This is a genomic window from Asanoa ishikariensis, from assembly GCF_900107455.1.
Lineage (GTDB): Bacteria > Actinomycetota > Actinomycetes > Mycobacteriales > Micromonosporaceae > Asanoa > Asanoa ishikariensis.
Window position 1 is genome coordinate 2549813 of the sequence record NZ_FNQB01000001.1, and the last position, 12999, is coordinate 2562811.

General features: G+C 71.5%; 12 protein-coding genes. 10 read left to right on the top strand and 2 right to left on the bottom strand.

The genetic code is table 11. The features are described 5' to 3' along the window. The first annotated feature begins 68 nt into the window (after positions 1-68). The 4 genes from BLV39_RS44760 (at position 69) to glnA (ending at position 5924) form a co-directional block, all read left to right on the top strand. Positions 69-203: a hypothetical protein gene (locus BLV39_RS44760; RefSeq protein WP_275414304.1), complete on the top strand. Its 135-nt coding sequence runs from the start codon at positions 69-71 to the stop codon at positions 201-203. Between the two features lie 41 nt (positions 204-244). Next, entirely contained in the window at positions 245-3478 is a 3234-nt protein-coding gene (locus BLV39_RS12065; RefSeq protein ID WP_090791428.1) for a helix-turn-helix transcriptional regulator, read from the top strand. Positions 3479-3488: 10 nt separating this feature from the next. After that, the gene (locus BLV39_RS12070; RefSeq protein ID WP_090790242.1) at positions 3489-4184 is read left to right on the top strand and encodes a DUF4191 domain-containing protein; all 696 of its coding nucleotides are present in this window, start codon (positions 3489-3491) and stop codon (positions 4182-4184) included. Positions 4185-4499: 315 nt separating this feature from the next. After that, positions 4500-5924 (top strand): type I glutamate--ammonia ligase, encoded by a 1425-nt coding sequence (gene glnA / locus BLV39_RS12075; protein ID WP_090791430.1) that lies wholly within the window; start codon positions 4500-4502, stop codon positions 5922-5924. A gap of 241 nt (positions 5925-6165) precedes the next feature. Here the strand turns inward: glnA and BLV39_RS12080 are convergent, their stop codons facing one another. Next, a complete protein-coding gene (locus BLV39_RS12080) occupies positions 6166-7032 on the bottom strand; it encodes a DUF4253 domain-containing protein (protein WP_090790244.1) in 867 nt (288 codons plus the stop codon). A gap of 126 nt (positions 7033-7158) precedes the next feature. Between BLV39_RS12080 and BLV39_RS12085 the strand changes: the two genes are divergently transcribed. The 6 genes from BLV39_RS12085 to BLV39_RS12110 all read left to right on the top strand — a co-directional run bounded on the left by BLV39_RS12085 (position 7159) and on the right by BLV39_RS12110 (position 11955). Beyond that, on the top strand, positions 7159-7665 hold the full coding sequence (locus tag BLV39_RS12085; protein ID WP_090790246.1) for a hypothetical protein: 507 nt from the start codon (positions 7159-7161) through the stop codon (positions 7663-7665). A gap of 109 nt (positions 7666-7774) precedes the next feature. Next, a complete protein-coding gene (locus BLV39_RS12090) occupies positions 7775-8071 on the top strand; it encodes a hypothetical protein (protein ID WP_090790248.1) in 297 nt (98 codons plus the stop codon). 21 nt (positions 8072-8092) lie between these two features. Next, complete coding sequence (locus tag BLV39_RS12095) at positions 8093-8596, top strand: DUF2199 domain-containing protein (protein ID WP_239083929.1); 504 nt, start codon at positions 8093-8095, stop codon at positions 8594-8596. 15 nt (positions 8597-8611) lie between these two features. Beyond that, positions 8612-9202: a tetratricopeptide repeat protein gene (locus tag BLV39_RS12100; RefSeq protein ID WP_176984869.1), complete on the top strand. Its 591-nt coding sequence runs from the start codon at positions 8612-8614 to the stop codon at positions 9200-9202. Between the two features lie 39 nt (positions 9203-9241). Next, positions 9242-9493 carry a hypothetical protein gene (locus tag BLV39_RS12105; protein WP_090790252.1) on the top strand — a complete coding sequence of 84 codons (252 nt, stop codon included), beginning with the start codon at positions 9242-9244 and terminating at the stop codon, positions 9491-9493. 167 nt (positions 9494-9660) lie between these two features. Then, entirely contained in the window at positions 9661-11955 is a 2295-nt protein-coding gene (locus tag BLV39_RS12110; RefSeq protein WP_176984870.1) for a tetratricopeptide repeat protein, read from the top strand. On the opposite strand, the gene lipA is transcribed toward BLV39_RS12110, so the two are convergent. After that, positions 11952-12884, bottom strand: coding sequence for a lipoyl synthase (gene lipA / locus BLV39_RS12115; RefSeq protein ID WP_090790256.1), 933 nt, complete (start codon positions 12882-12884; stop codon positions 11952-11954). The two genes, BLV39_RS12110 and lipA, sit on opposite strands and share 4 nt — an antisense overlap. Positions 12885-12999 lie beyond the last annotated feature (115 nt).

Genomic DNA, 12999 nt, shown 5'->3' on the forward strand with positions numbered 1-12999 from the left:
TGGCGGGGCTACCTGCGCGCGGATGGTCAACGTCGACACCACCGACGGCCCGTTCCGAGGAGCTCGCGATGATCAACGACCCGTACCTGACCCTGGAGCTGCACCGCGCCCGCGTCGACGCGTTGACCGAGGACGCCCGCGCCGGCCGGCTGATCCGCGCCCTGCGCAGGCGGGCGTCCACGAAGCGGCGCCGGCCGGCTTGAGCGCGGGAAATCTCGGCGGCGACATGTCGTACCCACATGGCATCCTCGATGCCGTGACCACTCGCACCCGCAGCACCGCGTTCGTCGGCCGTGACGCCGAGATCGCGGCGCTGCGCGAGGCACTCAAGCGGGTCCGCACCGACGAGCCGGCGATGGTGCTCGTCGGTGGCGAGGCCGGGGTCGGCAAGACCCGGCTGCTCGAAGAGTTCGCCAAGCACGCGGCCGGCGCGCGTTTCCTCACCGGGCAGTGCCTCGAGCTCGGTGAGGAGGGCCTGCCCTACGCACCGTTCGCGGGCATCGTGCGCGAGCTGGTGCGCGCAGAGGGCGTCGCGGTCCTCGACGGCCACGAGGCCGAGTTCGCCCGCCTCCTGCCGGAGCTGGGCGCCGTCTCGCCAGAGCCCGACCGTGGCGTGCTCTTCGACCGGGTCTCGACGCTGCTCGCCCGGCTGGCCGTCGACCAGCCGCTGGTGGTGGTCCTCGAAGACCTGCACTGGGCCGACCGGTCCACCCGAGACCTGATCGACTTCCTGGTCCGCGCCGCCCGCACCGCGCGGGTCCTGCTGGTCTGCACCTACCGCACCGACGAGCTGCACCGCGGCCACCCGCTGCGCGGCTTCGTCGCCGAGCTCGACCGGGCGCGCGGCGTCGAGCGCCTCGACGTCGGCCGCCTCGACCGCGACGGCACGGCCGAGATCCTGGCCAGCGTCTACGGCGCCGAGCCGGGTCAGCGAGCGATCGACAAGGTGCACCAGCGCGCCCAGGGCAACCCGTTCTTCGTCGAGGAGCTGGCCGCCTCGGGCGACCCGGCCGCCTGCGCCGACATCCCCGAGAGCCTGCGCGACCTGCTGCTCGCCCGGGTCGACCGACTGCCCGAGTCGGCCCAGCCGGTCCTGCGGATCGCCGCGGCCGGCGGCAACCGCATCGGTCACGAGCTGCTCAGCACCGTGGCGGCCATGCCGGAGGCCGCGCTGGATGCCGCGCTGCGGACGGCGGTCACCGCACAGCTCCTGGTCGCCGACGCCGAGGGCGGCTACGAGTTCCGCCACGCGCTGGTCCGCGAGGCCGTCCACGACGACCTGCTGCCGGGCGAGCACGCGCGCCTGCACGCCCGCTACGCCGCCGCCATCGAGGCCGACCCGGCGCTGGTCGCCGCCGGGCGCGCGCCGGCCGAGGTCGCCCACCACTGGTACGCGGCCCACGACACCCCACGCGCCCTGGTCACCTCGCACGCGGCGGCGGTCGCGGCCGGCGAGCGCTACGCACACGCCGAGCAGGCCCGGCTGCTGGAGCGGGTGCTCGAGCTGTGGGAGCAGGTCCCGGACGCGGCCGACCGGCTCGGCCTCAACCACCTGACGCTGCTCGAGGAGACGCTGGTCGCCACCTACACGGCCGGCGACTTCAAGCGGGCGCTGAGCCTCAACCGGGCCGCGCTGCACGCCATCGACGAGTCCGCCGAGCCACTGCGGGCAGCCCGGCTGCTCACCCGGCGCGGCAAGCTGCTGGCCTCGCTGGGCAAGAGCGACGGCGTCGCCCAGCTCCAGGAGGCCGTCACCCTCGCCGAGACCGCACCCGACGACGCGGCCCGGGCGATGCTGCTGGCCGACATCGCCTACCAGATCAGCCGCGCCGACCGCGACGAAGGAGCGCGGATCGCCGCGCTGGCCCGCGCCGCCGCCGAGTCGCTCGGCCACGACGGCGCGGCGGTCCACGCGACGCTCACGATGCAGCGCGCCTGCAACCGCATGGTGTCCGCCGAGGTCGGCCTGCCGGACCTACGCCAGGCCGAGGCCAGAGCCAAGTCCCTCGGCGACGTGGAGGGCCTGGTGCACGCCCGCATCAGCATCTCCGACGCGCTCTTCGAGGTCGGCGACTACGCGGGCTCGGCCGAGTCCGCGGCCCTGGGCACCAAAGACGCCGGCAAGGTCGGCGTCGACCGCTCCAGCGGCGCGTTCGTCCGCTCCAACCACGCCGAGGCGCTGATGGCCCTGGGCCGCTGGGACGAGGCCGACGCGATCTGCGCCGAGTCCGCCCGCTTCGACCCACCGGGCCACCTGGGCCTGCACTGGCTCCAGCTACGCGCGGGTCTACGCCTGGCCCGCGGAGACGCCTCGGCGACCGAGCTGGTGGGGCGCTCACTGGCCTTCCTGGCGCGGCCCTACGTGAGCCCCCAGCACCGGCTGCCGCTGCTCACACTCAAGATCGAGGCCGCACTGGCGGCCGGCGACGCGACCGGCGCGGCGGAGGCCGCGCGCGGCGCGCTCGGCAGCTTCGGTGGGGGCATCGCCGGGTTCGCGGCTCCCGCACCACGGGGCGGCGAATCGCACGTCGGCCGCATCGCGGCTCCCGAGCCATCAGGCGGCGCTGGCGTCGCGCGCGGGGCTGCGGGAGCCAACCACCTGGTCGGCGGCGGGCGGGACCTGGACACGGGGGCCGAGGTCCCGGCCGGCGTCGCTGACCTGCTCGTCAATCCGCGCTACGCCTGGCCGCTGCTGGCGGCCGCGGCGCGGGCCGCTGTCGCGGCCGCCGACCGGGACCTCGGCGCCGCGGTCAAGGGTCTGGTCGGGCGGGTCGAGTGCCAGTATCCGGCCGAACGCGCCTACGCGGCCGAGATCGCCGCGTGCCTGGGCGACGACACGGCGGCACATGCCGGCCATGCGTCGCCCGGTCACGCGTCGGCCGGTCACGCGTCGGCCGGTCACGCGTCGGCCGGTCACGCGTCGCTCGGTCACGCGTCGGCCGGTCACGCGTCGGCCGGCCACGAGCCGCCGGCCGGAGGCTCGGCGCCGACCGCAGGTGTCATCGAGCGGTGGGTCGCCGCGGTCGAGGCGTGGCGCACCGACGGCCAGCCCTACGCGTTGGCCCGGGCGCTGGTCGGCCAGGCCGAGGCGGCGGCGGCCGCGGGCGACCGCACCACGGCCCGCGAGGCGCTCGAGGAGGCCGGCGCCATCGCCGCCGATCTCGACGCCCGTCCGCTGCGCGACGAGGTCGCCCGACTCGCCCGGCGGGTCGGGTTGCGCGGGGCGGTGCGGGCCGGGCCGGACGTGCTGACCGCCCGCGAGCGTGACGTGCTCCGCCTGGTCGCGGTCGGGCACAGCAACAGCCGAATCGGTGCGGAGCTCTATCTGTCGCCGAAAACGGTCAGCGTGCACGTTTCACGCATCATCGCCAAGTTGGAGGTCACGAATCGGATCGAAGCGGCAGCAGTCGCCCACCGCCTTGGTCTGCTCGGGCCGGACATGATTGCCGGCGGACAGACGACGGCATCCGGCCATTAGACTGCGTCGCATGGCCAGGGCAGAAGAGAAGGTGTCGTTCGGCGGACGCCTTAAGCAGATCGGGATGGTTTTCTCGTTCACCGCTAAACAGGACAAGATGTTCATCCCGTTGGCGGCCGGAGCGGTGCTCATCCCGCTGCTGCTCGCTGCCCTCGCGGTGGTGCTCGGCTGGGGCCTCATCTTCATCCCGCTGGGCATCCTGATCGCCCTGCTCGCGCTGCTCATCGTGCTCAACCTGCGCTCCAACCGCGCCATGATGAACGCGGCCGAGGGGCAGCCCGGTGCCGCCGCGTCGATCATCGAGAACATGCGCGGTGACTGGCGGGTCCGCCCGGCGGTGAGCTCCACGACCGCGATGGACATGATCCACCTGGTCGTCGGCAAGCCCGGCGTCATCCTCCTCGGGGAGGGCAACCCCCAGCGCGTACGCGGCATGCTCGGTCAGGAGAAGCGCCGCCTCGCCAAGGTCATCGGCAACGCGCCGCTGCACGACTACGTGATCGGCAACGGCGAGGACGAGGTCCCGATCCGCAAGCTCCGGATGACCTTGACCAAGCTCCCGCGCGCCCTGACCGGCAAGGACGTCAACTCCCTCGACAAGCGCCTCACGGCCCTGGCCGCTGCCCGGCCGCAGATGCCGAAGGGCGCGATCCCCAAGAACATGCGCCCGTCGAAGGGCGCCTTCCGCCAGACCCGCGGTCGCTGACCTGTCCGATGGAACCCCGCGCCTCCGCCGTTCACACCACGGAGCGCGGGGTTCCGCATATCCGGGGACCACGGAACGAGCATGGGCGGCGTCACTTGGTCGGCGAGTCCACAGGTCGTACGCACCCGCGGGTATATGTTCGGTTTTGATCGGTTCCATCGCCGGTCAACGCGCATTCCTGGCGGCTCGCGGGTGACGTAACACGGCAGAAACTTTTGCGACACGCTCGGGCAACGGCCTCGCCATAGCGTCGCTGCCAGCCTTGCCGAAGAGACAAAGCCGCAAGCCAAGTAAGCGACGTGCCAGGAGGACGTGTTGTTCGCCAATCCCGAGGAACTCCTGCGATACCTCAAAGACGAGGACGTGAAGTTCGTCGACGTCCGGTTCTGTGACCTGCCCGGCGTGATGCAGCACTTCAACGCCCCGGTCGAGTCCGTCGACGACGACATCTTCACCACCGGCCTCGCGTTCGACGGTTCGTCGATCCGTGGTTTCCAGCAGATCCACGAGTCCGACATGCTGCTGCTGCCGGACGTGGCTTCCGCGTTCATCGACCCGTTCCGGGCGCAGAAGACGCTGGCCCTCAACTTCTTCATCCACGACCCGTTCACCCGCGAGGCCTACTCGCGTGACCCGCGGAACGTGGCCAAGAAGGCCGAGGCCTACCTGGCGGCGAGCGGCATCGCCGACACCGCCTACTTCGGTCCCGAGGCCGAGTTCTACATCTTCGACTCGATCCGCCACGAGACCAGCGCCCACCAGGCCTTCTACTACATCGACTCGGTCGAGGGCGCCTGGAACACGGGCCGCGAGGAGCCGGGCGGCAACCGCGGTTACAAGACGCCGTACAAGGGTGGCTACTTCCCGGTGCCGCCGGTGGACCACTACGCCGACCTGCGCGACTCGATCGTGCGCAACCTGGTCGACAGTGGCTTTACCGTGGAGCGCTCGCACCACGAGGTCGGCACCGCCGGCCAGGCCGAGATCAACTACAAGTTCTCGACGCTGCTGCACGCGGGCGACCAGCTCCAGCTTTTCAAGTACATCGTCAAGAACACCGCCTGGGCCGCCGGCAAGACCGCGACGTTCATGCCCAAGCCGCTGTTCGGTGACAACGGCTCCGGCATGCACACCCACCAGAGCCTCTGGCTCAACGGCGAGCCGCTGTTCTACGACGAGACCGGCTACGCCGGCCTGTCCGACATGGCCCGCTGGTACATCGGTGGCCTGCTGCACCACGCCCCGTCGCTGCTGGCGTTCACCAACCCGACGGTCAACTCGTACCGTCGCCTGGTGCCCGGCTTCGAGGCCCCGGTCAACCTGGTCTACTCGCAGCGCAACCGCTCGGCCTGCACCCGCATCCCGGTGACGGGCAGCAACGCCAAGGCCAAGCGCGTCGAGTTCCGCGTGCCGGACCCGTCGGCCAACGTCTACCTGGCCTTCTCGGCGATGCTGATGGCCGGCCTCGACGGCATCAAGAGCAAGATCGAGCCGCCGGAGCCGATCGACAAGGACCTCTACGACCTGCCGCCGGAGGAGTACAACTCCGTCAAGCAGGTCCCGGGCTCCCTGCCCGAGGTCCTCGACTCGCTCGAGGCAGACCACGACTACCTGCTCGAGGGCGGCGTCTTCACGCCGGACCTGATCTCGACGTGGGTGGACTACAAGCGCGCGAACGAGGTCGACCCGGTCCGCCTGCGTCCGACCCCGCACGAGTTCGCCATGTACTACGACGTCTGAGTTGGTAAACCGCTGACCTGGGGCTAAGCATCTTCGACACCCCCCGGGAACAGCACGGGAACATCTGGCGAGCCATCGACCAAGCCGGACAAGGCGCGGTCGATGGCTCGCCGCACTCTGTCCGGCGTCGACGCCATCAGATGCGCGGGGTTGGTCGGCGAGATCGTGTTAGCTGTCCAGCCCTCGGCAGATCAGCGGCACCCGGACCGGCTGGCCGAACTCATCGATCCCGGGCGCCGGGTCAGGGGCGGTCGTGCAGGAACCAGGCGTCGCTGCGAGTCAACGCAAGAGCCAGCTTCCAGGCTGGTGTTTCGAGACTGCCGCCGACCGCCAGGTGCTGGAGAGCGAGCTGCCACGCCTGTTCGCCCAGGGCGGGCTGCCTGCTGACGACGAACTGCAGCATCGTCCCCCAGGACGCCACCAGTTCGGCGCCCCACTGCTGCTCCCATTGACGGATCGCCGCAGCGAGCCCGTCCCGGCCGGGGTCACCACCACGATTGCCCAGCGAGATCGCACCCCAGTAGTCGAACCATGCCGGGGCAAGCCACTGCACCGGCGTCGGCAGCAGCACTACATCGGCCCCTTCGAGGGGCGTGAACCAGCACCGGGTGCCGACATACGGCGCAGTTTGCGGCCAAGCCTGCTCAAGGGCCGTTGGGTCGGCCAACAGCCGCTCCCAGATCCACCGCTGGACCGCGACCGGTGTCGTGGGTGGGCTGAGATCCCGCCGGGCCTGCTCCGCGGCGTCCTGCCCCAGGAAATCGGGCAGCCGCAGGTGCAGCTGATCGGGCTCGATATGGGAGTGTGCGTCAGCCCCCCACCATTGATAGACCGTCCACGGATCCACCGTCCGGGCCGCACGCTGAAGCGCCTCGATCTGCTCGCGTTCGGGGTCCAGCCACTGCCCGTCGACCATGGCGAGGACGGGCCATCGGCCGGTCTGTGCCGTCGCCGCCCGTGCCGCCCGCCAGGCGGGAAGTAGCTGGCTTTTGTCGACGCCGGTGACTACCCAGGTGTCGCCGAGGCCCTCCTCGATCGAAAGCCCGTCCAATACAGTCCCCCGGAATACGGCGGCGATCTCGTCGGGGTCGTCCAACACCGAAGTCACGCCGCGAACCGTAGCCCTTGGCGGCAATCCCGATGACCCGGCGGCGTCGACGCCGATCGCGCGGCCTAGGCGCAGGGCATGCGCTCACGGCCGGCGCGGTGGCGGTGAGGTGCGATCCTGACGCGCATGGGCATCGCGCGGGCGGACCAAGCTGCGATCTTGGGCGCCATCATCGCCGTCTTCTTCACTCTGGACAACAACGAAGGTCGTTGGTCGGGGACCGACGCCCTTGTCGGCGTCGCTGCGGGCCTGATTCTGCTGGGGTTCGCTCACCTGCCAAGTCGTCCCTGGACGGTCCGCGGAGCGGCGCAAGCAGCCGTCATCGCCGTCGTGGGCTCGCTGTGTCTGTTCCTCGTCGTCTCGCCGATCGGCCAGACCCCGTCCCTGCCGTTCGTGGTCGGCGTCGGTTTCCCGTCGATCCTTGCCGCACTTGCCGGGGGTGACCGCTGGTCGCTTGCCCGCAAAGCGGTCGACAAGATCAACCACTACCTCGGCGTCCTGACCCGACCCCCGGCGAGCAGCACGGACCCGCTCGCAGCCGCACAGCTGGAACCATCCGACGACACGGCGACGACCCACCGCGTGGAGCAACGGACCGACAGCGAGGGTGGCCGGGCCGGATCGCGCGGCTGACCGGCACCAAGAACCCGTCAAACCAGGCAAACCACCACACCGACGGCGGCGTACGCGGGAAACTGTTTAACGGCCTGGGATTGGTGGCCGGACACAAGGGGGAACCGCGATGCGCATGGTCATGACGATGCAGATGGAGACCGAGGCCGCCAACCGCGCCATCGCCGACGGGAGTCTGGCCACGGTCATGGACTCCATGATGGAGCGGGTCAACCCGGAGGCGGTCTACTACACCACCCGCGACGGCATGCGGACCGCGTACGTGTTCTTCGAGCTCAACGAGCCCGCCCAGATGATGGACGTCGCCGAGCCTCTGTTCGTCGGTCTGAAAGCCAAGATTGACTTCGCTCCGGCCATGACTCCCGACGATGTGCGCCAAGGGATGAGCAGGCTGTCGAAGCGCTGAGCCGCGCTGTACTGTGCCGCAGTGATCGAGACGAGTTTTCGCTGTCGTTCCTGTGCCGCGGAGCATGAGGGGCCGCCGTTCTCCTACGGTTCGGACGCGCCCGCCGTCTGGAGCGACCAGTTCGCCGCCGACGACAACAGCGAGCTCGACGGCGAGCGGTGCGTCATTCGCGGCGAGCACTTCTTCGTGCGCGCCCGCATCCTGATCCCGGTCGTAGACGCGGACACCACCTTCGACTGGGGCGTGTGGACCACGCTGAGCGAGCCGAACTTCCGGCGTATGAGCGAGCTGTGGACCACGCCCGGCCGTGAAGAGGAGCCGCACTACTTCGGGTGGTTGTCGACGGACCTGCCGGGCTACGAGCGCTCGACGCTCTGGCTCAAGGCCCACGTGGTCACCCAGCCGGTCGGTGAGCGCCCGATCCTGCGGCTCGAACCCACCGACCACCCGTTGGCCGTCGAGCAGCGCGAGGGCATCACGACCGCCCGGGTACGGGAGTTCGCCGAGCTGCTCCTGCACGCGTGAGCGAGGATGGGGACCATGGCGGGTGCGGAGCGGTGGCTGCGACGGGCCGCCGAGGGCGGCGACACTGACGCGATGGCCGCCGTCGGGCAGATCCTGCAGGACCGGTGGGACCTGGCGGAGGCCGAGGAGTGGTACCAGCGTGCCGCCGACGCCGGGCATTCCGGCGCGATGGTCAACCTCGGTGTCCTGCTGACGATGCGCGGCGAGCTGGCCGAGGCGGAGCGCTGGTACCGGCGGTCGGCCGAGACGGCGGACACCGACGCGATGATCAATCTGGCCGGGCTGCTGGCGGACCGTGACGACCGGGCCGGCGCCGAGCAGTGGTTGCACCGCGCCGCCGACGCCGGTGAGACCGACGCGTTGGTCAACCTGGGCATCCTGGCCGGGACCGGCGGCGACGCGGACGAGGCCCGGCGGTGGTTCGGCCTCGCCGCCGACGCCGGCAACGCCGCCGGCATGTTCAACCTCGGTGTCCTGGCCGAGGAACGCCGCGACCTGACCGCGGCGGAGGAGTGGTACCAGCGCGCCGCCGCCGCCGGGAACCACCACGCTCAGGTCAACCTCGGCAGCCTCCGCGCCTCCCGGGGTGACTCCGGCGGATTCTGACTCTCGCGCGCGCGGCACGCGGGGGACTAACCTGCGACGATGGCGGACGAGTTCACGCGGGCCCTGCTTCTGATGCGACGACGTGACCCGCAGTTGGCCGAGGACGGCTTCCAACGGCTGCGCGGCCTCGCCGCCGAGCACGTCGACCGACTGATCGACGAGTTCCGCCGCGAGCCCGCCCACGACGTCCGCAGCCGGCTGTTGAAGCTGATCGCCGAGACCGGCACTCCGCGCGCGCTCGAGCTCATGGCCACCCAGGCGCACGACGATGGGAAACAGCCCGGAATCTAGGGAGATCCCGGGTTCGTCGTGGGCGCGGCCGTCGCTCCCGTCGGGGACCGCTCCGCTGCGCTGCGCTGCCAGGTCCGCGACGGGTCGCGGTCACGGCACGAGCGGGCCGGCAAATCGAGCCGGACGGTGGCTCGTCCCGGCTGGACGGGATGAATGACCATATGGCCATGCGTCCACGAAGGCTGATGTGGTGGGTGGCCGCCATCGGCCTCGCTGTCGTGGTCTTCTACGTCTTCCGTGACCTGCGTGATCTGGGCCCGGACTGGCTCGGCGCGCTCGGTGGGCTGCTCGTCCTCGGCGGGTTCGTCGGCGCGCTGGCCTGGCCGGGCGACCGCCGCGCCGGCACGGCGTCCACTGCGGACAGTCAACTGCCGGCGCGGGCCGAGGCCGGTGACGTCGAGGCCATGGTCGCCCTCGGGCGCGAAGCGGCGCGCGAGGACCCAGCGGCGGCCACACGCTGGCTGGAACGGGCCGCGGAGGCGGGCGACACCAGCGCGATGGCCGAGCTCGGCATGCTGCTCGAACGGCGGGGTGACCGGGCCGGCGCGCTGCGCTGGAGCCGCCAGGGCGCCGACGCCGGCGACACCGACGTGATGGTGGTGCTGGGCCGCCTCCTGCGAGCGTCCGGCGAGGTCGGCAAGGCGAGGAGGTGGCTCCGGCGGGCGGCGGACGCCGGAGACAGCGTCGCCATGTACCACCTCGGCGAGCTGCACGAGGAGCACGGCGACCTGGCCGAGGCCGAGCGGTGGCATCGGCTCGCCGCGGAGGCCGGCGACGAGGACTCGATCGTCTGGCTGGGAGGTGCGCTGGAGCAGCGGGGCGAGCCGGCCGAGGCCGAACGGTGGTACCGCCGCGGCGCGCTGGAGGGCCAGGCCGAATCCATGAAGCGTCTCGGCCGCGCACTGCTGGACCGGGGCCAACCGGACGAGGCCATGCGGTGGTTCCGGCGCAGTGCCGAGGCCGGCGACGGCGAGGCCATGGTCCGCCTGGGGAACCTGCTCGACGACCGCGGCGACGCGGTCGGTGCCGAGCGCTGGTTCAGGGCCGGGGCCGAGGCCGGCGACGTGATCGGAATGGTCAACCTCGGCCTGGCCCTCGATCGGCGCGGCGACCTCGCCGAGGCCGCGCGATGGTACCGAAGAGCGGCCGACGAGGGCGACCCCGACGCGATGGTCAACCTGGGCGCGCTGATCGGCCGGGACGACCCCACGAGCGCCGAGGCCGAGCAGTGGTTCCGCCGGGCCGCCCGCAGCGGCAACGCCGCCGCCATGGTCAACATCGGTACCGCCATGGCCCGGCGGGACAACCCGGCCGCGGCCGAGGTCTGGTACCGGCGGGCGGCCCGGGCGGGCGACGCCGGCGCCATGCTCCAGGTCGGCTACCTCGTGCACGGTCGCGGGGAGCCGGCCGAGCCGTGGTTCCAGCGGGCCGCGGACGGCGGCGACATCTGGGGGATGTGCGAGCTCGGCAACCTGCTCCAGGAGCGCGGCGAACGCGACGAGGCCGAGCGGCTGTTCCGGCGTGCGGCCGAGTCGGCGGACCCGACCGCGTTGTTCAACCTCGCCGCCTTCTACGACCGCCAGGGTGAGCGGCCGGATGCCGAGCGCTGGTTTCAGAAGGCGGCCGAGGCCGGCGACACCGACGCGATGAGCCGGTTGGGCGACTACTGCCACGAGCGCGGCGAGACGAAGACGGCCGAGCGCTGGTACCGGCAGGGCGCCGAGGCCGGGAACGCCGCCGCGATGGGCGGCCTGGGCGCCGTCCGCTGGGAGCGCGGCGACCGGGCGGAGGCCGAACGGTGGTGGCTGCGGGGCATCGAGGCCGGCGACCCGGCGTCGTTCTACTACCTCGCCGACCTGACCCAGCACCGCGTCGACGAGGAATCGGCCGAGCGCTGGTGCCGCCCGGCCGCCGAAGCCGGCCACCCGGACGCGATGCACGTCGTGGGCTGGTCGCTGCGCGAGCGGGAGCCGGTGGAAGCCGAGCGGTGGTACCGGCGCTCAGCCGAGGCCGGTGGCGCCGGGGGGATGAACAGCCTGGCCATCCTGCTCAGGAGCCGAGGGGAACGCGTGGAAGCCCGGCGCTGGCTGCACACCGCCGCGGAGGCCGGTCATCCCAACGCGATGTTCAACCTCGGGCTGCACGACCAGGAGGACGGCGACCTGGCCAGCGCCCGGCTCTGGTACGAACGTTCCGCCGACGCCGGCAACCCCTTCGCCGGCTACAACCTGGGCCGGTTGCACGAGAAGGCCGACGAGTTCACCGAGGCCGAACGCTGGTACCGGCAGGGCGCCGACGCCGGTGACCCGCTCGCGATGAACGGCCTCGGCATCCTGGCGGAGCGGCGCGGCGACCAGCGCCGGGCGAACCGGTGGTACCGGCGCGCGACGCGGGCCGCCACCCCCGACCAGTTGGTCGAGCTGCGTACGGACGCCGAGGAGCGGGCGAAGCTGAGCGGTTAGACGGCCGGCGTACGCGCGGCGAGAGCCTGCTTGTAGAGCCGACCCGCGCGGTAGCTGGACCGCACCAGCGGGCCGCTCATCACGCCGGCGAAGCCGATCTGCTCGGCCTCCTGCGCCAGCTCGACGAACTCCTCCGGCTTGACCCAGCGCTCGACCGGGTGGTGCCGCGGCGACGGGCGCAGGTACTGCGTGATCGTCACCAGCTCGGTCCCGGCCTCGTGCAGGTCGCGCAGCGCCTGGGAGACCTCGGAGCGCTCCTCGCCCATGCCCAGGATCAGGTTGGACTTGGTCACGAGCCCGAACTCACGCGCCTGGGTGATGACGTCCAGCGACCGCTCGTAGCGGAAGCCCGGCCGGATCCGCTTGAAGATCCGCGGCACGGTCTCGACGTTGTGGGCCAGCACTTCCGGGCGCGACTCGAAGACCTGAGTCAGCAGCGACGGCGTGCCGTTGAAGTCCGGGATGAGCAGTTCGACGCCGCAGCCCTCCTGGAGGGCGTGGATCTGGCGGACCGTCTCCGCGTAGAGCCAGGCGCCGCCGTCGGGCAGGTCGTCGCGGGCCACGCCGGTGACCGTCGCGTAGCGCAGGCCCATCGTGGCGACCGACTCGGCGACCCGGCGGGGCTCGTCGGCGTCGAACTCGGCCGGCTTGCCCGTGTCGATCTGGCAGAAGTCGCAGCGCCGGGTGCACTGGTCGCCACCGATCAGGAAGGTGGCCTCGCGGTCTTCCCAACACTCGTAGATGTTGGGACAGCCAGCCTCCTGGCACACGGTGTGCAAGCCTTCGCGCTGAACCAGACCGTGGAGCGAGGTGAACTCGGGGCCCATCTTGGCCTTGACCTTGATCCACGGTGGCTTGCGCTCAATAGGCGTCTCGGCGTTCCGCGCCTCGATGCGCAGGAGCCGGCGGCCTTCTGGAGCGATCGTCACGAATCCGAGCGTATCCCGGTGTTCATCCTTCCTGCATACGGGGCGACACGGAACACATGTGCAACAGACCTGTGACGGCGGTCACGGTGCTAAACGGTTGGCGCCATCCGGTAAT